At 42.3% G+C, this 21,816-nt stretch carries 25 protein-coding genes; 9 read left to right on the top strand and 16 right to left on the bottom strand.

Going from position 1 to position 21,816, the window contains the following annotated elements:
• Positions 1-23 precede the first annotated feature (23 nt).
• The 5 genes from QGN29_RS11780 to rpiB all read right to left on the bottom strand — a co-directional run bounded on the left by QGN29_RS11780 (position 24) and on the right by rpiB (position 4,019).
• Positions 24-641, bottom strand: a complete 618-nt coding sequence (locus QGN29_RS11780) for a riboflavin synthase (protein ID WP_310798066.1) — start codon at positions 639-641, stop codon at positions 24-26.
• Positions 642-650: 9 nt separating this feature from the next.
• The gene (gene ribD, locus QGN29_RS11775) at positions 651-1,742 is read right to left on the bottom strand and encodes a bifunctional diaminohydroxyphosphoribosylaminopyrimidine deaminase/5-amino-6-(5-phosphoribosylamino)uracil reductase RibD (RefSeq protein ID WP_310798065.1); all 1,092 of its coding nucleotides are present in this window, start codon (positions 1,740-1,742) and stop codon (positions 651-653) included.
• The gene (gene nrdR / locus QGN29_RS11770; RefSeq protein WP_310798064.1) at positions 1,743-2,210 is read right to left on the bottom strand and encodes a transcriptional regulator NrdR; all 468 of its coding nucleotides are present in this window, start codon (positions 2,208-2,210) and stop codon (positions 1,743-1,745) included.
• Between the two features lie 69 nt (positions 2,211-2,279).
• Complete coding sequence (gene glyA, locus QGN29_RS11765) at positions 2,280-3,569, bottom strand: serine hydroxymethyltransferase (RefSeq protein ID WP_310798063.1); 1,290 nt, start codon at positions 3,567-3,569, stop codon at positions 2,280-2,282.
• Between the two features lie 15 nt (positions 3,570-3,584).
• Positions 3,585-4,019, bottom strand: coding sequence for a ribose 5-phosphate isomerase B (gene rpiB, locus QGN29_RS11760; protein ID WP_310798062.1), 435 nt, complete (start codon positions 4,017-4,019; stop codon positions 3,585-3,587).
• A gap of 318 nt (positions 4,020-4,337) precedes the next feature.
• Between rpiB and QGN29_RS11755 the strand changes: the two genes are divergently transcribed.
• On the top strand, positions 4,338-4,742 hold the full coding sequence (locus QGN29_RS11755; protein WP_310798061.1) for a Ros/MucR family transcriptional regulator: 405 nt from the start codon (positions 4,338-4,340) through the stop codon (positions 4,740-4,742).
• A gap of 51 nt (positions 4,743-4,793) precedes the next feature.
• On the opposite strand, the gene QGN29_RS11750 is transcribed toward QGN29_RS11755, so the two are convergent.
• The 3 genes from QGN29_RS11750 to QGN29_RS11740 all read right to left on the bottom strand — a co-directional run bounded on the left by QGN29_RS11750 (position 4,794) and on the right by QGN29_RS11740 (position 6,995).
• Positions 4,794-4,961, bottom strand: coding sequence for a DUF6898 family protein (locus tag QGN29_RS11750; protein ID WP_310798060.1), 168 nt, complete (start codon positions 4,959-4,961; stop codon positions 4,794-4,796).
• Positions 4,962-5,020: 59 nt separating this feature from the next.
• On the bottom strand, positions 5,021-6,238 hold the full coding sequence (gene hemA, locus QGN29_RS11745; RefSeq protein ID WP_310798059.1) for a 5-aminolevulinate synthase: 1,218 nt from the start codon (positions 6,236-6,238) through the stop codon (positions 5,021-5,023).
• Positions 6,239-6,521: 283 nt separating this feature from the next.
• A complete protein-coding gene (locus QGN29_RS11740) occupies positions 6,522-6,995 on the bottom strand; it encodes a MarR family winged helix-turn-helix transcriptional regulator (RefSeq protein ID WP_310798058.1) in 474 nt (157 codons plus the stop codon).
• Between the two features lie 193 nt (positions 6,996-7,188).
• Here QGN29_RS11740 and hemB point away from each other — a divergent pair, with 193 nt between their 5' ends.
• Positions 7,189-8,178, top strand: a complete 990-nt coding sequence (gene hemB, locus QGN29_RS11735; protein WP_310798057.1) for a porphobilinogen synthase — start codon at positions 7,189-7,191, stop codon at positions 8,176-8,178.
• Positions 8,179-8,183: 5 nt separating this feature from the next.
• On the opposite strand, the gene QGN29_RS11730 is transcribed toward hemB, so the two are convergent.
• Positions 8,184-9,326: an anhydro-N-acetylmuramic acid kinase gene (locus QGN29_RS11730; protein ID WP_310798056.1), complete on the bottom strand. Its 1,143-nt coding sequence runs from the start codon at positions 9,324-9,326 to the stop codon at positions 8,184-8,186.
• Positions 9,327-9,429: 103 nt separating this feature from the next.
• Between QGN29_RS11730 and tyrS the strand changes: the two genes are divergently transcribed.
• From tyrS to QGN29_RS11715, 3 genes are all read left to right on the top strand, one after another.
• The gene (gene tyrS / locus QGN29_RS11725) at positions 9,430-10,671 is read left to right on the top strand and encodes a tyrosine--tRNA ligase (RefSeq protein WP_310798055.1); all 1,242 of its coding nucleotides are present in this window, start codon (positions 9,430-9,432) and stop codon (positions 10,669-10,671) included.
• Positions 10,672-10,677: 6 nt separating this feature from the next.
• Positions 10,678-11,046 (top strand): hypothetical protein, encoded by a 369-nt coding sequence (locus tag QGN29_RS11720; protein ID WP_310798054.1) that lies wholly within the window; start codon positions 10,678-10,680, stop codon positions 11,044-11,046.
• Positions 11,047-11,117: 71 nt separating this feature from the next.
• Positions 11,118-12,203: a hemolysin family protein gene (locus QGN29_RS11715; RefSeq protein WP_310798053.1), complete on the top strand. Its 1,086-nt coding sequence runs from the start codon at positions 11,118-11,120 to the stop codon at positions 12,201-12,203.
• Positions 12,204-12,274: 71 nt separating this feature from the next.
• Here QGN29_RS11715 and QGN29_RS11710 read toward each other — a convergent pair whose 3' ends face one another.
• Entirely contained in the window at positions 12,275-12,598 is a 324-nt protein-coding gene (locus tag QGN29_RS11710; RefSeq protein WP_310798052.1) for a DUF1476 domain-containing protein, read from the bottom strand.
• Between the two features lie 249 nt (positions 12,599-12,847).
• On the opposite strand from QGN29_RS11710, the gene purC reads away from it, so the two are divergent.
• From purC to purL, 4 genes are all read left to right on the top strand, one after another.
• Positions 12,848-13,612: a phosphoribosylaminoimidazolesuccinocarboxamide synthase gene (gene purC / locus QGN29_RS11705; protein WP_310798051.1), complete on the top strand. Its 765-nt coding sequence runs from the start codon at positions 12,848-12,850 to the stop codon at positions 13,610-13,612.
• 101 nt (positions 13,613-13,713) lie between these two features.
• Entirely contained in the window at positions 13,714-13,956 is a 243-nt protein-coding gene (purS, locus tag QGN29_RS11700) for a phosphoribosylformylglycinamidine synthase subunit PurS (protein WP_310798050.1), read from the top strand.
• A gap of 4 nt (positions 13,957-13,960) precedes the next feature.
• Complete coding sequence (gene purQ / locus QGN29_RS11695) at positions 13,961-14,623, top strand: phosphoribosylformylglycinamidine synthase subunit PurQ (protein WP_310798049.1); 663 nt, start codon at positions 13,961-13,963, stop codon at positions 14,621-14,623.
• Positions 14,624-14,634: 11 nt separating this feature from the next.
• Entirely contained in the window at positions 14,635-16,836 is a 2,202-nt protein-coding gene (purL, locus tag QGN29_RS11690; protein ID WP_310798048.1) for a phosphoribosylformylglycinamidine synthase subunit PurL, read from the top strand.
• Positions 16,837-16,892: 56 nt separating this feature from the next.
• Here the strand turns inward: purL and QGN29_RS11685 are convergent, their stop codons facing one another.
• The 6 genes from QGN29_RS11685 to QGN29_RS11660 all read right to left on the bottom strand — a co-directional run bounded on the left by QGN29_RS11685 (position 16,893) and on the right by QGN29_RS11660 (position 21,795).
• Positions 16,893-17,567: a hypothetical protein gene (locus QGN29_RS11685; RefSeq protein ID WP_310798047.1), complete on the bottom strand. Its 675-nt coding sequence runs from the start codon at positions 17,565-17,567 to the stop codon at positions 16,893-16,895.
• Positions 17,568-17,626: 59 nt separating this feature from the next.
• Entirely contained in the window at positions 17,627-18,475 is an 849-nt protein-coding gene (locus tag QGN29_RS11680) for an alpha/beta fold hydrolase (protein WP_310798046.1), read from the bottom strand.
• A gap of 2 nt (positions 18,476-18,477) precedes the next feature.
• The gene (locus QGN29_RS11675) at positions 18,478-19,128 is read right to left on the bottom strand and encodes a hypothetical protein (RefSeq protein ID WP_310798045.1); all 651 of its coding nucleotides are present in this window, start codon (positions 19,126-19,128) and stop codon (positions 18,478-18,480) included.
• A 66-nt stretch (positions 19,129-19,194) separates the two neighbouring features.
• On the bottom strand, positions 19,195-19,521 hold the full coding sequence (locus QGN29_RS11670) for a 2Fe-2S iron-sulfur cluster-binding protein (protein ID WP_310798044.1): 327 nt from the start codon (positions 19,519-19,521) through the stop codon (positions 19,195-19,197).
• Between the two features lie 2 nt (positions 19,522-19,523).
• Positions 19,524-20,669, bottom strand: coding sequence for a cysteine desulfurase family protein (locus QGN29_RS11665; protein ID WP_310798043.1), 1,146 nt, complete (start codon positions 20,667-20,669; stop codon positions 19,524-19,526).
• A 1-nt stretch (position 20,670) separates the two neighbouring features.
• On the bottom strand, positions 20,671-21,795 hold the full coding sequence (locus QGN29_RS11660) for a cysteine desulfurase family protein (protein ID WP_310798042.1): 1,125 nt from the start codon (positions 21,793-21,795) through the stop codon (positions 20,671-20,673).
• Between the last annotated feature and the right edge of the window lie 21 nt (positions 21,796-21,816).

Here is a 21,816-nt window from a genome sequence, read left to right as displayed (position 1 = left end):
TTAATCTGTATGGTTCATCTTAATTACGCTTGTAAGCGTGCTACATAGCGGGCTAGAACATCAAATTCAATATTTACTTTATCACCAACCTTAGAATTACGGAAACTTGTTACGGACTGCGTGTGGGGAATAAGATTGATAGAGAAGCTTGTTGTTGTATTCGTATCTTTAATGGTATTGACAGTAAGCGACGCTCCGTCAATGCATACACTGCCCTTTTCCGCAACTTGATTGCCTTCACTTCTAGGGATTTCAATTTCCATTGTGATTGAGCCTGCAGTCTCTTTAAACGTAACGATTGTGCCAATGCAGTCCACATGTCCAGTAACAATGTGGCCGCCCAATTCATCACCAACTTTTAGAGCACGCTCAAGATTAACTTCCGAACCAACAGTCCATTCTGACAAATTTGTAACGCGTAATGTTTCATCTGACACATCCACTGCATACCAATTGGTCGTTTTATCAATTCCCTTATCAACCACAGTGAGACAAACGCCACTGCTTGCGATTGAAGCACCGATTTCAACAGTGTTCATCTCATAGGACGTTGAAAACTCAATTCTAAGATCTGAGTTTGCTTGATCTTTACGGTCTAGCTTTCGCACCTGACCTACATCTGTGATAATTCCTGTAAACATAGGCTTTCTTTATCTTCTTCGAGTGCGTCTTTCAAGTATATCCGTCCCTAGAGGTAATAATTCTTGAAGTTTATATCTTTTGGCATCTGATAATTGCCTAAGGGCCAAAGATCTAATGGCACTTAAGCCATCCGCTCCTATAACCTGATTAGATCTGAACCAATATATGTCATCAACAAAATCTTCCTCAATAAAGGCGCTCAGAAGTGTCGCCCCGCCTTCAATTAGGACACGGGTAAGGCCTAGGCTAAGAAATACACGAGAAACTTCTTTTAAGTCTTTGATATTATTCAAAGTAATAATATTTACACTGGGTGGGTAATCCTTAGAATTTGAAACCTCAGTGAAAATGTAAGTCGGTATTTTCTCTGCGGATAGCACGAGTTCTGAAGTGATTGGTATCCGCAACTGCCTGTCCATGACAATTCTTTTAGGTGACTGGTTTTCTAGCCCTTTAAGTCGACATGTTAAAGATGGATTATCAGCTAAAGCTGTGCCTATCCCGATCAGGATAGCATCATGATTGGCTCTTAAGCTGTGACCGCGCATACGAGACTGATCATTTGTAATCCACTTGCTTTCACCGCATTGTAAGGCAATCTTTCCGTCTAATGATGAAGCTATTTTGGCTGTGTAAAGAGGTCTGTTCTTTTGAAGAGAGAAAAAGAAACCACGATGAATTTTATCTGCTTCTTCTTTCATGCACCCAGAAAGCACAGCAATCCCTGCTGCTTTTAAGTCTTCAATGCCTTTTCCGTTTACCTGTGGATTAGGATCTAAAGACGCAATAATCACACGTTTGACATTTGCTTGAATGAGGGCGTCAGTACATGCACCAGATTGCCCTTTGTGAGCGCAGGGTTCTAGTGTGACATAGGCAGTCGCTCCATCTGGAGATGATACGGCTGAAGTGAGGGCATGAATTTCAGCATGAGGACGCCCACCTGGCTGTGTCCATCCCTGCCCTATGACATGATTGTTTTTGACGAGTACACATCCAACACTTGGATTCGGCGCTGTTGTCCCTAGACCCCTTTTAGAGAGGGAAAGGGCGTGTTTCATAAAGCCGTAATCTATGTCTGTGAAAGACTCATGTGTCAATTAATCACCCTCACCATCATTTGTATTTATATTATGCAGAAAGTTTACAAAATCAGAAGCTTCTCTGAAATTCTTATAAACAGAGGCGTAGCGAACATAAGCAACCTGATCAAGTCCAGCTAGGCCTTCCATAACAAGATTGCCAATATCTTCTACTTCTACTTCATTTTCCCCCATACTTTCTAAACGTCGTACAATGCCATTAATCATTCGATCAACGCGTTCACTCTCAACGGGGCGTTTTCTTAGGGCAATGTCAAGCGAGCGTTCTAATTTTAGACGGTCAAAAGGCACACGGCGGCCAGCCTTCTTTATGACAGTCAATTCTCGAAGTTGAACGCGTTCAAAAGTCGTGAACCGTGCGCCACATCCTGCACAGAAGCGTCGACGACGAATGGAAGATTTATCATCGGTTGGACGTGAATCTTTAACTTGTGTATCTTCGTTTTGGCAAAAAGGACAGCGCATAAGAGACCTATGAAATTATTGACATTAGAATGCAGCCCCGTAGCGCTGCATTTATATTTTAACCCATTCTTAGAGATAGGTGTAGATCGGAAATTTATTACAAAGTTCAGTAACCTTTGCACGAGCAGCGGCTTCAACTTCTTCATTATTCTCGGGATGAGCAGCAAGGCCGTCAAGAACTTCTGTGATCCAGTCAGCTATGAGAATAAATTCTTCTTTTCCAAATCCACGGGTTGTCCCTGCAGGTGTGCCTAGACGAATACCTGATGTGATCATTGGCTTTTCAGGATCAAAGGGCACACCGTTTTTATTACAGGTCATCAAGGATCGCTCAAGCGCTTCATCGGCGGCCTTCCCTGTTAACCCTTTTGGTCTAAGATCGACAAGGACAACATGTGTGTCCGTACCTTCTGAGACAATATCAAATCCATTTTCTTTTAAGCGAGCGGCCAGTGCAACAGCATTTTCAACAACTTGCTTTCCATAGTCTTTAAATTCGTCTGTGAGGGCTTCGCCAAAAGCAACAGCCTTAGCAGCAATAACATGCATTAAAGGCCCCCCTTGTAGGCCGGGGAAAACTGCGGAATTAAATTTCTTCGCTAGATCTTCACGGTTTGTAAGGATCATACCACCGCGCGGCCCCCGGAGTGTTTTATGCGTTGTAGTTGTGACTACATCCGCATAATCAAGTGGATTAGAGTGAACTCCTGCCGCTACTAGCCCAGCAAAGTGAGCCATATCTACATGAAGATAAGCACCAACCTTATCAGCTATTGTACGGAATTTAGCAAAATCAATCTCGCGAGGATAAGCAGATCCACCGGCGATGATTATCTTTGGTTGATGTTCAACAGCCAAACGTTCAACTTCCTCAAAATCTATAAGGGCTGTGTCCTTGCGAACACCGTATTGAACAGCGTTAAACCATTTACCACTGAGAGCTGGTCTAGCTCCATGTGTTAAGTGGCCCCCAGCATCAAGTGACATACCAAGGATTGTATCTCCTGGCTGAACAAGAGCAAGCATAACAGCCCCATTAGCTTGTGCGCCAGAGTGTGGTTGCACATTGACATAGCCACAGTTGAAGAGCTTTTTTGCGCGGTCTATAGCAAGGGTTTCTGATTGATCCACATAATGACACCCTTGATAGTAGCGACGCCCTGGGTAGCCTTCAGCATATTTGTTCGTTAGAACTGTGCCTTGTGCTTCCATCACAGCTCGGCTTACAATATTTTCAGAGGCGATCAATTCAATTTGGCCTTGTTGACGCTTAATTTCGCTGTCAACAGAAGCAAATAGTTCTGGATCAGTTTCAGTTAAAGGTGCGGTGAAAAATCTGTCATTAAGATTAGATGTCATCGTATACAGTCCTCTTTAAGAAAGTTTATTGACACGGCGTTCATGACGACCGCCTTCAAATTCAGTGTTTAGAAATTCTTTTAAGCAATCTATGGCTACTTCTTCGCCAATAATTCTAGCACCCAAGGCTAGGACGTTTGCATTGTTATGTTGGCGTGTCAGACGAGCTGTAAGGCCACTATGACAGAGAGCTGCTCTGACATTTGGGTTCCTATTGGCAGCGATTGAAATCCCGATGCCTGTTCCGCAAATTAAAACACCTAGATCGGCTTCTTTATCCTCAATAGCTTTTGCCATCGCGACGCCAAAATCGGGATAATCGACAGACTCTGGACCATCAGTTCCTAAATTTAGAGTTTTATAACCCCATTCTTCTGCTAAAGCCATCAAGACATTCTTTAATGCTGGACCAGCATGATCACAGGCAAATGCAATTGTTTTCGATGTCATTTTTTTTTCACCCTTTTTAGATAAGCGACTACCTAATAAAAAAGGCTTTATGCACCATTTATTTCGTTTAATAAAGCCTTGAATTCTGCATCTAACTAAATATTTCTTTTCGACTAGATTTTACACAAAAACAGCGTAACACCATGGATTAAATTAAATAATGATTAAGAATGGCTCTTATATTCAAGTGATTAACCATTTATTTACTAATAAATGTATAAAAGACAAATATGGACACTTCCAAAATATAGTAATTAAGCCTATATGCTTACTTTAATTATTTAAATTATTCAATAAATGGGGCAGTTGGGTATAAAAATGAACTTAGAAGATAAAGATCATAATACATCGCACTTGATCGCTTATACTACAAAAATTGTTTCTTCTTATTTGAATAATAATCAAGTGAATAAAGAAGAGATTACAGATTTAATTAAAACCATTCACGCTGAATTACTGCAGCTTGAAAACAATCCCATTAAGATGAACTATCAGCCCCCTGCAGTGGATCCTGATGAGTCGATACATGATGATTATCTCGTCTGCCTAGAAGATGGTAAGAAAATGATTATGTTAAAAAGATATTTAAAAACACAATACGACTTAACGCCAGAAGAATATCGTTCAAAATGGAACTTGCCGGCAAACTATCCTATGGTGTGTAAAAAATATTCGGAACGTCGATCTAGAGTTGCAATGAAGCACGGTCTAGGAAAAAGTTAATCAGGAGTGGGATAAGGCTGGTAGCAAGCTGTCTAATCTGGATGGTTCACCCTAGACGATAATCCCTCTTGTGCTTTCAAGCGGTTTGGGATTTTTCTTTTCTTTCATGCGATGAAGTTTTTGTGTTGCAATGCGGTTCAACTCGTCTTTTGTGGCTTTAATATCCCCAACAATAGAAACTTCAAGGCCTGTTTTTGTGCAGATCGCACATACTTTCACATATCTTCCTTGCGGGATATATTCGAAAATTATTCCATGAGATTGCGACGCCCGAGACATTAAGCAACCATCTTTTTCAGGCCCAAGCGTGTCCAAACATCAAGCAAGGCTTCAATGAGTGCATCCATCATAGCATCGTTGTGATCAGGACCAGGTGTAAATCTTAATCTTTCCTTACCCTTTGGAACGGTAGGATAATTAATTGGCTGAACATAGATGCAATATTCATCAAGTAGAATATCAGAAACTGTTTTACAAAGAACAGGATCGCCTACAAAAAGAGGGACGATATGACTTTCGCTTTCCATCAACGGTAAGCCAGCTTGCCGCATGCGACTTTTCAGGTTTTCTGCTCGCTCTTGTTGGGAGTCTCTCTCAAGGGCAGAAGCTTTCAAATGTTTAACGCTGGCTAAGGCGCCCGCTGCTAACACAGGGCTAAGAGCTGTTGTAAATATAAATCCAGAAGCATAGCTTCTTATCACATCAATCAATTGTTTTGACGCTGTGATATATCCGCCCATAATACCGAATGCTTTACCGAGTGTGCCTTCGATGACCGTAATTCTGTCCGCAAGGCCATCTCTTTCAGAAATGCCGCCCCCACGGGGGCCATACATGCCAACAGCATGGACTTCATCAAGATAGGTCATGGCTTGGTATTTATCCGCCAGATCACAGATTTCTTCTATGGGCGCGATATCACCGTCCATTGAGTAAACTGATTCAAAAGCGATTAGCTTGGGTGCTGTTGGGTCATCTGCCTGTAGAAGTTCTTCTAAATGTTCAAGGTCATTATGCCTAAATATGCGTCTTTCAGCCCCAGAATTACGAATGCCTTGAATCATCGAGGCATGGTTTAAGGCGTCAGAATAAATGATGCATCCTGGTAGAAGCTTTCCAAGTGTAGAGAGTGTTGCCTCGTTAGAAATATACCCTGAAGTGAATAACAGTGCTTCTTCTTTGCCATGCAAGTCTGAGAGTTCTTTTTCTAATAGCACATGATAATGATTGGTTCCGCCGATATTTCTTGTGCCGCCTGCGCCTGCGCCAGTCTCGTCAAGGGCTTCGTGCATAGCTGAGAGTACAGAAGAATGCTGCCCCATGCCTAAGTAATCATTAGAGCACCAAACAGTAATCGTCCGTGTGTTATCGCTTCCCTCATAGCGTGTCGCACGGGGAAAGTCGCCTCTTTTGCGTTTGATATCTGCGAATACCCGATATCGGCCTTCATTTTTGATGGCTTCAATTGCATCTGCAAATATTTTTTCGTAGTCCATTATACTCAGTCCAGCTTATCATACCAATGTTTGCACAATTGGGCTCTTTATACTTCTTTCTATCAATACATCAATCACCTTGTTAGGTCTAGTGTTGAATTTGCGAACGAATCTTAAGATATCCCTCGTTTACAGGCCCCATTTCAGAGCCTTATACAGGGCCTTGTTTCGGGGCTAATTTAGGATCTTATACAGGGCGTAATGAAAGAGAGATTTGATTAAGATCAATTAAAAAAAAGAGGGGCACTCCCCTCTTTTGAATTCTCTATTGTTCTTGTGATATTTAGAAACGGAGTTTATCAGTCCAATATCTCTCTAAGTTTCTTAAATTTCTTCGTAAAACCTTAAGTTCTTCTTGGCCCATTAATTCATCATCCATGAGTTCAGTTAAGTGGGTTTGATATTCTTCATCAATCAACGTCATCAATTCTGATCCCTTGTCCGTGAGTGAAATTCTTACCGAACGGCGATCAAAGTCTGACTTTTCATGCCTCAAATAACCCATTTCCACCAACTTCTTGAGATTGTATGAGACATTAGATCCTTGATAGTATCCTCGTGTTCTCAATTCTCCGGCTGTCATCTCAGATTCGCCGATGTTATAAATAAGCAGTGCTTGAACAGGATTAAGGTCTTCCCATCCCTTTCGGTCTAGAACTTCTTTGATCACATCAAGTAATCGTCTGTGTAAACGTTCTATCAAGGATAAAATGTCTAAAAACAGTGTTTTTGGTTGATCGTAATTGTAGCCTGACATATCTTTAAAATCCTTATGCAATAACTGAGGAATAATCTGTAAATTAAGCGAAAATTACTGCTTCAATCCAATTTAAACAAGTTCTAGTTAAAATTTTAGATAAAAATTTCGCCTAATTTCTATATTGCAGCGCTATTTAATGTGAAAATTATGATAGTTATCTGGATAATAACTAAAATATAAGGTGAAATTTATGACTTCTTCCTACCCAAGTAGCCGGTTAAGGCGTGTTCGTTCATCAGAATGGTCAAGAAATTTGGTTCGTGAGAATAGAGTGACGGTGAATGATCTGATTTGGCCTTTATTTATTAATGATGGTCACAGTGATATAGAAGCTATTCCGTCTATGCCTGGCGTATTTCGCTATTCAGTTGACAAAGTTATTGAACAAGTAAAACTTGCAAAAAGTCTTGGCATCTCTTGTGTCGCGCTTTTTCCAAACACACCTGCAGACAGAAGATCTGATGACGGCAAAGAAGCCCTTAACTCAGATAATCTTATGAATAGAGCTATTAAAGCAATAAAAGATGCAGTGCCTGATATTGGTATTGCCGCGGATGTAGCACTTGATCCCTATACCTCTCATGGGCAAGATGGTTTAGTTAAAGATGGCCTAATTCTGAATGACGAAACTATTGAAATATTAGTTCAACAAGCCCTCGTTCAAGCAAAGTCTGGGGCAGATATCATTGCACCAAGTGATATGATGGATGGGCGTGTAGACGCCATTCGTTATGGGCTTGATCTTGATGGTTTTGAGAATACGCAAATTATGTCTTACGCTGTAAAATATGCATCGGCTTTCTACGGTCCTTTTAGGGACGCCGTTGGCAGCAGTGGGACTCTTAAAGGCGATAAAAAAACCTATCAACTTGACCCCGCTAACGCTCAAGAAGGCCTCAGAGAAGCGGAACAGGATATTTCCGAAGGAGCGGATAGTATCATTATAAAACCGGGGATGCCCTATCTTGATATGATCACCCGTGTAAAAGAAACCTTCCAAATGCCAACCTATGCTTATCAAGTTTCCGGTGAATATAGCATGGTTATGGCTGCTGTGGAGAATGGGTGGCTTGATAAGGATGCTGTGATGATGGAAAGTCTACTATCGTTTAAAAGGGCTGGTGCTGACGGAATTTGGACCTATTTTGCTCTTGATGTTGCAAAGCATCTCAATGGTTAGAAGCCTTATGTGAGGGGTGAATAGTATACTCCACCTGTCACAGCTTCTGAAGTCCCTGTTGTTTCAGGGAATGATAAAGGTAAATTTCTTTGTGAACGAATGGCCAGAAAAGCAAAGGCTTCCGCTTCAAGGCTATCACTATTCCAGCCCATAGCATCAACGGGATCAATCATGACCGGGATATGCTTGCGCAGACGGCGCATCATGGTTCTATTATGGACACCGCCCCCACAAACATACCAAGCCGCGACAGACTCAGGGAAGTGACTTTGAGCTGAAACAATTGCCTCAACAGTAAAGTCAATCAGAGTGGAGGCTCCATCTGTTGCATTGAGTCCCCTTAAGGAAGAGATGGTAAAATCATCTCTATCTAGAGATTTAGGGGGGTGTTCATCAAAATAAGGAGAGGCCATTAAGCCCATAAGGACATCTTCATGGGTTGTGCCCTGCGCTGCCAGGTTACCATCTTTGTCATACCGTTGCCCAGTATGTTCTCTAGCCCAGTCATTGGAGAGAGCATTCGCTGGGCCTGTATCAAAAGCCAATAGGTCGACTGAATTTCCAGTCCACTTCACCCAGGTTACATTTGCGACGCCGCCTAAATTTAGTATGGCTCTTGCTTTTTCATCATCTTTTGAGTTTTTCAGTAATGCTGCATGGTAGACAGGTACAAGAGGCGCGCCTTCCCCGCCGTGCTTCATGTCGTTACTTCTAAAGTCATTTATCACAGGAATGCCGGTCAAATTGGCTAATGTTTGTCCGCACCCTATTTGCCATGTCCAGCCCTTTTCAGGTTTATGCGTGATTGTTTGTCCGTGAAAACCGATCATGTCGATAGAGCGCGGGTCAAGGTCGTAGGTAGTTAGTAAGGTTTGAACCGCTTTTGCATGCAACACTGTGATTTCATGGGAGAGACTCTCTAAGTCTGGAATTGGATCATTTCTCGAAGTAGCGTTTGTCGCTCGGTTCATGACAGTTCGAATTGTATCCTGTAGTGCTTCAGGCATAGGTATGGAAATGGAAGGGCCTATCTTTTCTACGCTAACACCGTCAGAGACAATATAGGCGGCATCAATGCCGTCCATTGAAGTTCCGCTCATAAGTCCTATTGCTGTCTTTCGTTCACCTGATTCGCCCAAAGATGACATATTTCCCCCTCTATTTGATAAAAGGACACTAGACCATTTTTCTACCCTATGCTAAATCAGCGCCTTGTGAAAAGCATTACTTTCTATTTTATGGATAATTACTATGAGTACGATCAAATCTGATTTTCTAAATATTATGCAATCGCGTGGCTATATTCATCAGGTCACAGACCTTGAAGGTTTAGACGCAAAACTGATGGAAGGACCGCAGACGGCCTATATTGGATTTGATGCAACGGCAGACAGTTTACACATTGGTTCATTGGTGCAGATCATGATGCTCAGATGGTTTCAAAAATGCGGTCATAAGCCCATAGCCTTGATGGGCGGTGGCACGACAAAGGTAGGTGACCCATCTGGTAAGGATGAAAGTCGTCAGTTGTTAACAGAAGAAAAAATTCAATCCAACATTCAAGGAATTCGCTCCGTCTTTGATCAGTTGCTTTCTTTTGGCGATGGGAAAACAGATGCTGTGATGGTCAACAACGATGATTGGTTAAGTGGCCTGCACTATATCGAATTATTAAGAGATGTTGGTCCTCATTTTACCATTAACCGGATGATGACCTTTGATAGTGTTAAGTTGCGCCTCGATCGAGAACAGCCGCTGACATTCTTAGAATTCAATTATATGATCCTTCAAGCTTATGACTTTATGGAGCTCGCAAAACGTCATGGGTGTCTTTTACAGATGGGTGGCTCTGATCAGTGGGGCAATATTGTGAACGGGATGGAACTTTCCCGGCGGATGATTAGTAAGCAGCTATTTGGTTTAACAACACCCCTGATTACTACGGCTGATGGTAAGAAGATGGGTAAAACCGCAGATGGGGCTGTTTGGCTTAATGAAGATAAGAAATCATCCTATGACTACTGGCAGTTCTGGCGTAATACCCAAGATGCAGATGTGGGTAAATTCTTACGCCTCTTCACTGAACTCCCCTTGGATGAAGTTGAAAAGTTAGAAGCGCTTCAGGGTCAAGAAATTAATGAGGCCAAGATTATACTAGCGAATGAAGCAACAAGTTTATGTCGTGGCACAGAAGCGGCTGTTCGAGCTGCTGAAACTGCAAAGAAAACATTTTCTGGTAACGCTGCTGCTGCAGAGTTACCTACCTTTACTGCTGATCTCGAAACAGGTGTACCTGTTATTGAAATTTTTAAACTTGTAGGGTTTGGTGCCTCAAACGGTGAGATCAGACGCCTGATCAAAGGAGGCGGTGCTAAGATTAATGATCAAAGAGTGGCAGACGAAACAGTCATCATTACATCCGCGCATCTTGATGGGAATACTGTTAAAGTTTCTTCAGGTAAGAAGAAACACGCTTTGGTTAAGCAGGGATAATTTTCAATGACTTTTTCTTTTGTTGCTTCCCTTACAGCTCTGGCAGGCTTCATTCTTGGTGTTGGCTGGGTTTTTGCTGGATCTAGGCTCTTTCAGCGTTGGGGTGTAGAAGCTCATCAAGATGGTATACTTGTTGGCCGAAGAATTGGCGTTGTTTATCTAACAATCGCTTTGATGATGATTTTAGTGAAGGATGCACAACCCTCTGAACTTCGAGAGGCGATCAGTCTTGCGATGGCGTTGGGTATGGTCGGCCTTGCCGTGATGGGATTATACGAATTTAAAAGACGCGCCGTGAATGCGTCTATGCTTGTAAGTGTAGGCCTTGAAATCTTCCTTGCGGTCGGTTTTTCATGGACATTTATTGCCCCTTAATAAAGACCTGGTCTATTATAGATTTATATGAGGCGTGCTGTGTACGCTGAAAAAAGTATCAAGGAAAAGTCATGTCATTATTGATCTCATATTTGTTGCTTGCTTTGCTTGTATCCTGTTTTTGCTCTGTAGCTGAGGCTGTGCTTCTCTCTGTGCGGCCAACATATGTTGAAGCCTTGAAACAAGAGGGTAGTCGTAGTGCACCTATTCTCGATCACTTACTAAGTAATTTAGACCGCCCTCTTGCAGCGATCCTTACAGCAAATACAATCGCACATACTATTGGCGCCGCAGGGGTTGGAGCTCAAGCTTCGGTGGTTTTTGGAAGTGAATATCTGGGGATCACATCAGCAGTTTTGACTTTACTCATTCTCGTTGTCTCAGAAATTATTCCCAAAACCCTTGGTGCAACCTACTGGCAACAACTAGCGCCTCTATTTGCTATTCTTATTCATAGGTTAACGCAATTGTTAGCTCCTTTTGTGTGGGTTTCATCAAAAATAACAAACCTTCTTTCTGGCGGTAAGGTCCACGGAGCCACCTTCACACGAGCAGAAATGGCAGCCATGGTTGAAATAGGCGCTAAAGAAGGAATGCTTGAAGATAAAGAATTAAAAATTGTTCAGAACTTATTGAAATTAAAGAAACTATCAGTTCGCGTTATTATGACTCCGCGCCCAGTGGTTTTCTCATTACCTTCAGAAATGACTGTTCAAGAGTATTTTTCAGCCCATGAAGAGCGCCCTTTTTCTCGCATTCCTATTTATGAAGGCAGTCAGGATGATATAACCGGTTATATTCTCAGAACAGATCTTCTCATCGCACAGGCAAAAGACAATTTCTCTACCAAACTTGAAGCGTATAAGCGGTCATTTTTAATCATGCCTGATAGTGTGTCTGCCTCTCATGCCTATGATCGATTAATGCATGAAAAATGTCATATTGCTCTGGTCGTAGATGAATATGGCACGGTTCAAGGCCTTGTATCCCTAGAAGACATTATTGAAACGCTTATAGGTCTAGAGATAACGGACGAATCTGATACTGTCGAGGATATGCAAACTCTTGCCCATCAGCGCTGGCGATCGAGAATGGAGTCTATTGGTATCGATCCGGATAGTATCTCTCCTTCCCCTAACTTAACTTCAGAAGAATGAAATCCAGGATGCTTTAAGTCAGGCCACAATTCAGGCCACAATTCAGACCTCAACTCAGGCGTCAAATCATTTTAGAGGCCATTCATGATCTGATGTTTCGCTTCTGTTAAAAGATCAGTGAGCTTTTTATCGATGCGGTGTTCGGATATATCTAGACTATTCGTGACGAAATCAGCATGGATCTTTCGTTTTACGTCATCATGCCCTGCTTCTTCTAGATCGGCGATGATAACAGATTTAATATAAGTTTCTAAGTCATCCCCGCTTTTTCCAAGTTTACGGCCAGCCCACTCACCTGCAAGTTTGTTTCTGCGTGCCTCAGCCTTAAAAAGCATTTCCTGGTCGTGTGCAAATTTATCTTCAAAAGCCTTTTCTCGGGCATCAAAAGTCGTCATGGTATATCCTCCTTCAAAAGTGTGTGTCGTAATGAACCTTTAACTCTATGGTTATGCTCTTGTTATCCTTCTCATATGGGGATTGTCTTGATAACAATCAACTGAATGAAAATTTTAGCAGGTAGAAGCAAAGAAATATTGTGATTCTTTCATTACTAGTCTATGAAGGCATCAATTTTCGGATTAAGCGAACAATTTGCCTGATTTGAGGGTTCGTTCAACATATTTTGCGGGAAGGAAATGACGTCTATGTCTCGCCAAAACAAGATTTATGAAGGTAAGGCCAAAGTTCTCTTTAAAGGCCCTGAAGACAATACCATTGTCCAATACTTCAAAGATGATGCCACAGCATTTAACGCTGAAAAACGTGGTACACTCTCTGGTAAGGGTGTTATCAATAACCACATATCAGATCATATTTTCACTTCTCTGGAGCGTATTGGTGTCCCTACTCACTTTATTGAGCGCCTTAATCCGAGAGAGCAGCTGATCAAAGCTTGCGAAATTATTCCTGTCGAGGTGATAGTCAGAAATACAGCCGCAGGATCCATCTGTAAGCGTTTAGGCCTTATTGAAGGGGAACCCCTTTCAGAAACACTTGTGGAATTTTGCTATAAATCAGATGAATATGGCGACCCTGTTATTTCAGCTGATCATGCCGTTATCTTGGGCTGGGCTACAGAAGAAGAACTGGAAGAGATGAAATACCTCACCTTGCGTATCAATGACTTCTTGCAAGGCCTCTTTACAGCAAATGGCATTAATCTTATTGACTTCAAACTTGAATTTGGTCGCCATTTTATTTCTGAAGATGAATATGAAGTAATCCTTGCCGATGAGATTAGTCCTGATGGCTGTCGCCTTTGGGATGCAGAAACGAATGAAAAACTGGATAAGGACCGTTTTCGCCGTGATTTAGGCGGTGAGATGGAAGCCTATCTTGAAGTTGCGAAACGACTGGGTGTTAAATTTGATGTTGACCCCCTCACGATACCCGATGATTTAGAACGATAATAGACAAGCGCCCGTCCCGGATTTTTCGACGGGCGTTTCTTGTTAATGGATAAACAATGCCCGTCTTTGCGGGGCAGCCAAAACTACAAAGGACCAACCTGATGAAAGCTAAAATTCACGTAACTCTTAAAAACGGCGTACTTGATCCTCAAGGAAAAGCCATTGAGCATGCTCTCGGTAATATGGGCTTTGGGGGTGTTGATGCAGCGCGCCAAGGTAAATATATTGAATTGGACCTTCAGGAAACCAATGAAACAGCAGCAATGGCTTCGGTGAAAGACATGTGTGAGAAGCTTATTGCGAATACTGTGATTGAAAACTACAGCATAGAGCTGGAGGCTTAATCCCATGAAATCAGCAGTAATTGTATTCCCAGGGTCTAACTGCGACCGGGATATGGCTGTTGCCCTAGAGAAAATCACAGGGACGAAGCCTGCCATGGTATGGCATCAGGAAACCGACTTTGAGACCGTAGATTTTATCGCCCTACCCGGCGGTTTTTCATATGGTGATTATCTAAGGTGTGGTGCCATGTCCGCCAGAAGTAACATCATGAAGGAAGTTGTCAAACGTGCACAAGCTGGCGTGCCAACTTTTGGTGTTTGTAATGGATTTCAAATTCTGACAGAGACTGGCTTATTGCCTGGGGCATTAATGCGCAATGCTGGGTTGGATTTTGTTTGTAAAGACGTGACTTTGGTAGTGGATAATGCTGAAACTGCCTTTACATCTGAGTATCACGCAGGGCAAGAAATCACAATTCCAGTAGCTCATCATGACGGCAATTATTTTGCGGATACAGAAACTCTGGACCGTGTTGAAGGTGAAGGTCAAGTGGCTTTTCGATATGCTGAAGACATTAATGGGTCTCAGCGCCTCATAGCAGGTGTTCTGAATGACAAAAAGAATGTTCTCGGTATGATGCCTCACCCAGAGCGGATGATCGAGCCTGCCCTCGGTGGAACTGATGGCCGTATCATGTTTGAATCAGTTCTAAACACAATCGGATAAGGAGAAGATCAATGGACGTGAACAACATTAAAATTACTCCTGAGATTGTTAAGGAGCATGGTTTAACTGAAGAAGAGTATCAGCGGATTGTTGATGCTATGGGCCGTGAGCCAAATTATACCGAGCTTGGTATTTATTCTGTGATGTGGTCAGAGCATTGCTCTTACAAGTCTTCCCGATTTCATTTGAAAAAGTTACCAACAAAAGCTCCGTGGGTAATTCAAGGCCCCGGTGAGAATGCTGGTGTTATTGATATTGGGGACAATCAAGCCGCTATCTTTAAAATGGAATCTCACAATCACCCTTCCTACATTGAACCCTATCAAGGTGCTGCAACTGGGGTTGGTGGAATTCTACGTGATGTGTTTACAATGGGGGCACGCCCTGTAGCGAATATGAACGCTTTGCGCTTTGGCGAGCCGTCACATCCAAAAACTAAACATCTTGTTGCTGGAGTTGTGAATGGCATTGGCGGTTATGGTAACTGTGTAGGAGTTCCAACAGTTGGCGGAGAAACAAACTTTGATGCATCCTACAATGGCAATATCCTCGTCAATGCTATGACTGTCGGCTTGGCTGATCAAGACAAGATCTTTTATTGTGCGGCCGCTGGTGTTGGGAATCCTGTTGTTTACGTGGGGTCTAAAACTGGTCGTGATGGTATTCACGGTGCAACAATGGCATCAGCAGAATTTACTGAAGACAGCGAAGAGAAACGTCCAACAGTTCAAGTCGGGGACCCTTTTACAGAGAAATTGCTTATTGAAGCTTGTCTAGAGCTTATGAATACTGATGCAATTATTGCTATTCAAGATATGGGGGCAGCAGGACTGACCTCTTCGTCAGTCGAAATGGCTTCTAAGGGTGGTGTAGGATTTGAACTGAATCTTGATAATGTCCCTCAACGTGAAGAGAATATGACACCATATGAAATGTGTCTCTCAGAATCACAAGAACGTATGCTTATGGTTCTAAAACCGGGCCGTGAAGAGATGGCAAAAGCAATATTTGAAAAATGGGAACTAGATTTTGCCGTGATAGGTGAAATTACAGACACTGGAAAGCTGACCTTAACTTTCGGTGGAGAGATTGTTGGTGATATGCCGATCAATTCTCTTGTAGAAGACGCCCCTGAATACGAGCGTCCTTATGTGGCGACTGAGGATCGTGGCTATGCAGATGTTGCAGCGCCTGCGGATCTTCAAGCGTCTGTAATGAAGATGCTATCGTCAGAGCATTTATGTTCGCGTCGCTGGATTTGGGAACAGTATGATCACATGGTCATGGGTGATACAATCCAACGCCCTGGTGGAGATGCGGCAGTTGTTCGTGTTCACGGAACAGAAAAAGCACTGGCCATTTCTACAGACGTAACGCCTCGCTATTGTTATGCAAACCCTGTTGAGGGCGGCCGTCAAGCAGTTGCAGAAACATGGCGTAATATTACAGCAGTTGGTGGCACACCCTTAGCCATTACAAATTGTTTGAATTTTGGCAATCCAGAGCGCCCAGATATCATGGGACAATTTGTCGGCTGCCTTGAAGGGATGGGTGAAGCCTGTCTTGCACTTGATTACCCAATTGTTTCAGGAAATGTATCCTTATATAACGAAACAAACGGGGTCGGCATCAATCCTACCCCAGCTATCGGCGGTGTAGGCGTTATGGCCGACAGTGAAAAAATGGCAACGGTTGCCTTTAAAGAGGAAGACCAGACAATTCTTCTGATTGGCGAGACGAAAGATGAATGCGGGGCAACCCTTTACCAGAAATATATTCTGGGTGAAGATAAAGGAAATCCACCTCATGTTAATCTCGTTGTTGAGCGCCTTCACGGTGATTTCGTTCGTAGTTTGATTGAGACAGAACAGACAAATACAGTTCACGACTTGTCTGATGGTGGCTTAATCGCTGCCCTTGCAGATATGTGTGTCGCGGGACGTTTAGGGGCCGAGGTGGCTCTTGAAGGTGACTTAGACTTGCATAAAATGCTCTTTAGCGAAACGCAGGCCCGGTATCTTGTGGCAGCCGATAATGAATCGGCAGAAATTATTCGTCGTAATGCCGAAGAAGCAGAAATTCCAGTGGCTGTTATTGGATCCACAGGGGGTGAGGCTTTATCCGTAAATGGTCTAGAATTCACAGTACAAGACCTTGTATCAGCCAGTGAGAATTGGTTCCCTGAGTATATGGGACCTGAGGCTGCGGAATAACGAGAATAATCCTTATCAACAATAGATCAGGATGAATGAGATGCGAGGCGGCCTATTTATAGGTCGCCTTTTTCATTGGTGAAAGTATTGAGAGCTGAATCCTCAACCGCCCACAACAAAACAACAAAAATAGAGCAGATGATTAAAGAATTGATTGAGACGATATAATAATATTTATCATTCAATTCTAACAAAGTTGTTGTTTCTGGAACGCCGTTAACGAATATGTCGTATAAACGGTTACTGCACATAAGCATGGTGAGTAAAAAAACCAGAGATAGAAGACTTTTTTGCCAAGTAGCTTTTTGAACAAGTAATCTGCCGATTTTAAAGAGTGCATAGAAACATAAGAGCATGATGCTTCCCGTCACAACAAAGCCTGTATAAACAACGCTAGAATGTTCATACACTCTGCCAAACATCATAGAGGCGATAACAGAGAAGAGCAGAAAGCCATAGAGTTTATTGGAGTAGTCAATATCAAGATAGATTAAAGCGCCTTTTACGACTGTTATAAAGCATAAAACTTGGATGAAATTTGATAGGAATACCAAATAGACTGAAGTATGATCGTCGGCAGATGTAATCAAAAGAAAGGCAATGGCAAAGCCAAATGTAGAGATAAACCATTCTCTTGATCCATATTGCCACTCCAAAGCACGCGCAACCACAAAGAGTGTCACACTGGTGAGTAGTAATGTGATGATCATTGTAAACAATGATAAATACATAGGAACCTCATTTCGCTATAGCATTAAATTTAGAGTATAAGAAAAACCTTTAAAAAACTTTAATTCGGTGTTTCCTGTAGCCATTGCTTAACCTTAGAGACTATAAATTCGGGAGACTTTGCCCATGAAAAGTGATCAGCCTTAACGCCGATATCATCGGAAGTAACTGAAACAACTTTCTTTTCCATCAAATCGAGTCGATCCAGGAAACATAAGGAGGCTGTTATTGGTGCAAAGTCATCTTCTTGAAAAGAAAAACACAAAATGTTGCCTTCAATTCTTTTAAACTGTGCTTCTATATTGTCATTTAAGCCTTTGAAATTAAAATGATCGTCACGAGCAAGGTTAAGCCAGTCCCTGAATAACTGTGGATATTCCTTACCCGCAAATCCAACAAACTGGCCAGGAAAATAGCCAAGAATAGATATTAGCATGGGGGCAATGAAGCATAAAAATTTACCACCATAATATTGCTTTCCTTTAAACGCCCCTATGTATGGTGATCCCGAAGCGCATAATATCAGATTGTCAAAGTTACAGGGTTTTAGAGCTTTTAAGGTCAAAGCCATATGTCCCCCTAAACTATGCCCAATGCAGTGAATTTTTGCTTTGGGATGCTTATGTTTAATATGCTCTATCGCCCCCATGAGGTCATTAAGAATATAGTCTTTATAGCCAAAAGAACTATGTCTGGAGGGCTTTTCTATACTTCTACCCTGCCCTCGCTGTTCAAGGATGTAATTGGCTATCTGATGTTCCTTAAAACTATTGGATAGGGCTTTGTAGAAAGAGGCTCTAACGCCCATGGCGGGCAAAATAAGAATAACATCGCTGGCGTGGTCAATAGTGTTTTCATAAAGAGGCACTAGAACGTTACTGTCAGTTTGAATGGATAGAAGTGATGTCATGCCTAATCCGATGGATTTCTGAAAGTATAACTTAGGATTGCTGCCGTAATTAATAGAAAATATAGGATTATGAATAATAAATATACAGCAGATATATCTCCATAATTTGCAATATCCGTAAGTCCATAATCATAATGAATGAAAAGGCGAATGATCCCAACGCTGCATGTATAAAGAAAGGCTATAAAGAAAAGTTTACCATAGAGATTTGTTCGCCAGAAGCTTGAGCCTTTCGTTACGAGCACATAAAGAAAAAAGAGATTTGTGAGAATGGTCACAATGATTAGGTTAAAGATATACGGACCCACATAATAGAAATTTAAATAGATTAAAAGGATGAGGGATAATAAGCCGTAGCCTCTTGTAAGGGTATGATTAAATTGAATGTTTAATGATTTTATGACAATAGATATGAAGTATAGTGCGGCCCAGATCTGGAGTGTTTGACCTATAAAAAATAATGCTTGAATGTCAGAAAATGTGCCGACAACATAGATCACTAAACCTAAGGCTTGTAACAATGTTGCAATGAGCCAATGTTTGATAGAATATTTATCGCGACATAAGTCTTTACAGAAATAGATGACAATAGTGCTGAATATTAATGTACTCATCAATACTGTAAGTGAGAATTCTTGAAGATGTGAAAACATGATGCCTTACTTAAAATTTTATCCCTAAAATTACACTAAATTAGAGATTTTATAAGTAAAGAGAAATTATAAAAAGCTAGTAGTTTCCTTTGGCAAAGTGACGATCATCTCGTCTTCACACTCCTCGACAATGACTTGACACCCAAGGCGAGATCTTGAAGTAAGAAAAGGCACAAAATCGAGCATTTCCTCTTCATCATCACTGGCCATAGGTACTCTTTTAAAGTCTGCTTCTGCAAGTATGACATGACAGGTTGCACAGGCCATATTACCTTCACAGGCCCCTTCCATCTCTAAACCACATTCATGAGCGATCGTGAGCAGTGAAAGACCAGACGGTCCTTCCCATTTGGCCTGAAATTCTCCTGTGTGATTAAGAAATAATACTTTCATATCTATAACTTACCTAGTTTTTCTAAGGCAGATTTAAAATGCTCAATTGCAATTTGAATATCTTCTTCTGTTGTAAATCTGCCTATGCCTAGCCGGAGTGATGAGCTAATTAATTCTTTGGGTAAGTCGAGAGCTTTAAGGACAAATGACCCTGTCGCGGATCCTGAAGAACAGGCGGACCCACTTGAAAGAGCGATAGCTCTTAAATTGGCGATTAGCCTGTCTCCATTAATACCTGGAAAACTTATGTTCAGATTACCAACCCATCTTTCATCCAGCGAGCCATTAACAACAAGCGGAGGATAAAGGTTTATTAGTGCATTCAGCAGAGTCTCTTGTAAATGTCTTATTCTCGTATGCTCTGTTATCATTGAGGTCTCAGCGAGAGAGGCTGCCATTCCTAATCCGGCGCATAAAGCAGGGGCTTGCGTCCCAGCCCTAAGGCCGTCTTCTTGAGTACCTCCATGAATTTGAGAAACAAGTCTCACCCCTTTTTTAACGTATAAAGCCCCTACTCCCTTTGGTCCGTAAATTTTATGGCCGGAGATGCTCATAAGGTCTATAGTCATGTCCTGAACATCAAGAGGGATTTTACCAAACCCTTGCGCTGCATCTGTATGAAAGAGAGCCCCTTTAGAGTGGGCAAGAGTAGCAATAGTCTTAATGTCTTGGATCGTGCCTATTTCATTTTGTACGGCCATCACTGATACGATTGCTGTTTTATTGGTGATGGCTTTCTCTAGTGAGTCTATCTCTACTAATCCCTTTGCATTAACAGGTACAACTGTGAGAGAAAAGCCCATACTCTCGCAATATCTCATCGTTTCTAATACACACTTATGCTCGGTGTTAACTGTCACCATGTGGGGACGTTCTCGTCCATAGGCTTGCATGGTTCCTTTAATGGCTAGATTATTAGCTTCTGTTGCCCCAGAGGTAAAGTAGATCTCATTTGGCTCTTGTGCCTTGATTAGGCTGGACACTTGTGCTCGAGCAACATCAATTGCGGCTTCTGTCTCCCAGCCATAAGCATGACTAGCCGAGTGTGGGTTGCCAAATTTTGATGTCAAAAAAGGCAACATGACTTCAAGAACAGCTGGATCAAGAGGTGTGGTTGCTTGATTATCGAGATAGATGGAATTGGCCATATTAGTTGCCTTTCTTCCGATCGTAAAGTGTGCACCAGGCTTTGATGAAGGCGTCTACTTCCTCTTTCGTCGTGTGACCCCCTAAGGATACCCGGATCGATGAATTGCTAATGGCTTCATTATACCCCAAAGCAGAGAGCACATGAGAGGTCTTTACTTTGCCTGAAGAACAAGCTGAGCCACTGGAAATTGCGATCCCCATTAAATCCATATGCATCACTTGTGTCTCGCCGTTTGTTCCCTCCATAGCGATACAGGAAACATTTGCAGTTCTATGTAATTTATCTGCTATAATTAGGATGTCATTGGTATGTTGGCGAAGTCCTGCTTCTAAATGATCTCTGAGAGCTTTGATACGATCAGTCTCAAAGAGCTGTTCCATCGCAGTTAATGCAGCTGCGCCAAAGCCAGCGATTCCGATAAGGTTTTCTGTGCCTGATCGTCGGCCTAATTCCTGACCTCCCCCTTTGATTTGTGCAGCCATTGGGGATGTGGGTTTGATGACAAGAGCACCGATCCCTTTAGGGCCATTGATTTTATGGGCAGAAAAACTGGCATAATCAAGGTCCAATTCTGCTATATTGACAGGAATCTTACCGGCAGCTTGTACGCAGTCACTATGCACAAAAGCTTCAAACTCTCTTGCGATATGAATGATAGGGTTAAGGTCTTGAATAAGGCCAATTTCATTGTTGACCAACATCACACTGATTAAGGTGGGTTTCGGCAAGTGTGATAATTGGTTTTTTAGGTCTTCAAGGTCAATCTGGCCATTGTCCTGGAGTTTGAGGTAGGAGACTTCTTTGCCTTGGCCCGCCAATTCTTTCGCTACGGCCATTGTCGCTTCATGTTCTATAGGCGATATTAGGTAGGATGCAGCTGGGGCCCCCTTAAGGGCAAGATTGTTGGCCTCTGTCCCCCCTGAAGTAAAGACCACATCTCGGGCTCTGGCTCCAACAAGGGCGGCTACACGAGTCCGTGCTTCTTCAACGGTTCTTTTTGCCTCCCGTCCAGCTTTATGGACTGAGGAAGGGTTGCCCGTTAGGGTCATCGCTTCAAGCATGGCTTGTTTTACCGACTCTGCTAACGGTGTTGTCGCGTTATGGTCCAGATATATTGACGTCATAGTATGTTCTCATAGCTAATA

This window comes from Temperatibacter marinus, from assembly GCF_031598375.1.
GTDB lineage: Bacteria > Pseudomonadota > Alphaproteobacteria > Sphingomonadales > Kordiimonadaceae > Temperatibacter > Temperatibacter marinus.
Note: the sequence above shows the minus strand (reverse complement) of the source record. Positions and strands in the feature narration are given on the sequence as shown.

Coding starts and splice junctions, on each gene's coding strand:
- QGN29_RS11780 (WP_310798066.1), bottom strand. CDS start 641: ATGTTTACAGGAATTATCACAGATGTAGGTCAGGTGCGAAAGCTAGAC.
- nrdR (WP_310798064.1), bottom strand. CDS start 2,210: ATGCGCTGTCCTTTTTGCCAAAACGAAGATACACAAGTTAAAGATTCA.
- glyA (WP_310798063.1), bottom strand. CDS start 3,569: ATGACATCTAATCTTAATGACAGATTTTTCACCGCACCTTTAACTGAA.
- rpiB (WP_310798062.1), bottom strand. CDS start 4,019: ATGACATCGAAAACAATTGCATTTGCCTGTGATCATGCTGGTCCAGCA.
- QGN29_RS11755 (WP_310798061.1), top strand. CDS start 4,338: ATGAACTTAGAAGATAAAGATCATAATACATCGCACTTGATCGCTTAT.
- hemA (WP_310798059.1), bottom strand. CDS start 6,238: ATGGACTACGAAAAAATATTTGCAGATGCAATTGAAGCCATCAAAAAT.
- QGN29_RS11740 (WP_310798058.1), bottom strand. CDS start 6,995: ATGTCAGGCTACAATTACGATCAACCAAAAACACTGTTTTTAGACATT.
- hemB (WP_310798057.1), top strand. CDS start 7,189: ATGACTTCTTCCTACCCAAGTAGCCGGTTAAGGCGTGTTCGTTCATCA.
- QGN29_RS11730 (WP_310798056.1), bottom strand. CDS start 9,326: ATGTCATCTTTGGGCGAATCAGGTGAACGAAAGACAGCAATAGGACTT.
- tyrS (WP_310798055.1), top strand. CDS start 9,430: ATGAGTACGATCAAATCTGATTTTCTAAATATTATGCAATCGCGTGGC.
- QGN29_RS11720 (WP_310798054.1), top strand. CDS start 10,678: ATGACTTTTTCTTTTGTTGCTTCCCTTACAGCTCTGGCAGGCTTCATT.
- QGN29_RS11715 (WP_310798053.1), top strand. CDS start 11,118: ATGTCATTATTGATCTCATATTTGTTGCTTGCTTTGCTTGTATCCTGT.
- QGN29_RS11710 (WP_310798052.1), bottom strand. CDS start 12,598: ATGACGACTTTTGATGCCCGAGAAAAGGCTTTTGAAGATAAATTTGCA.
- purC (WP_310798051.1), top strand. CDS start 12,848: ATGTCTCGCCAAAACAAGATTTATGAAGGTAAGGCCAAAGTTCTCTTT.
- purS (WP_310798050.1), top strand. CDS start 13,714: ATGAAAGCTAAAATTCACGTAACTCTTAAAAACGGCGTACTTGATCCT.
- purQ (WP_310798049.1), top strand. CDS start 13,961: ATGAAATCAGCAGTAATTGTATTCCCAGGGTCTAACTGCGACCGGGAT.
- purL (WP_310798048.1), top strand. CDS start 14,635: ATGGACGTGAACAACATTAAAATTACTCCTGAGATTGTTAAGGAGCAT.
- QGN29_RS11685 (WP_310798047.1), bottom strand. CDS start 17,567: ATGTATTTATCATTGTTTACAATGATCATCACATTACTACTCACCAGT.
- QGN29_RS11680 (WP_310798046.1), bottom strand. CDS start 18,475: ATGACATCACTTCTATCCATTCAAACTGACAGTAACGTTCTAGTGCCT.
- QGN29_RS11675 (WP_310798045.1), bottom strand. CDS start 19,128: ATGTTTTCACATCTTCAAGAATTCTCACTTACAGTATTGATGAGTACA.
- QGN29_RS11670 (WP_310798044.1), bottom strand. CDS start 19,521: ATGAAAGTATTATTTCTTAATCACACAGGAGAATTTCAGGCCAAATGG.
- QGN29_RS11665 (WP_310798043.1), bottom strand. CDS start 20,669: ATGGCCAATTCCATCTATCTCGATAATCAAGCAACCACACCTCTTGAT.
- QGN29_RS11660 (WP_310798042.1), bottom strand. CDS start 21,795: ATGACGTCAATATATCTGGACCATAACGCGACAACACCGTTAGCAGAG.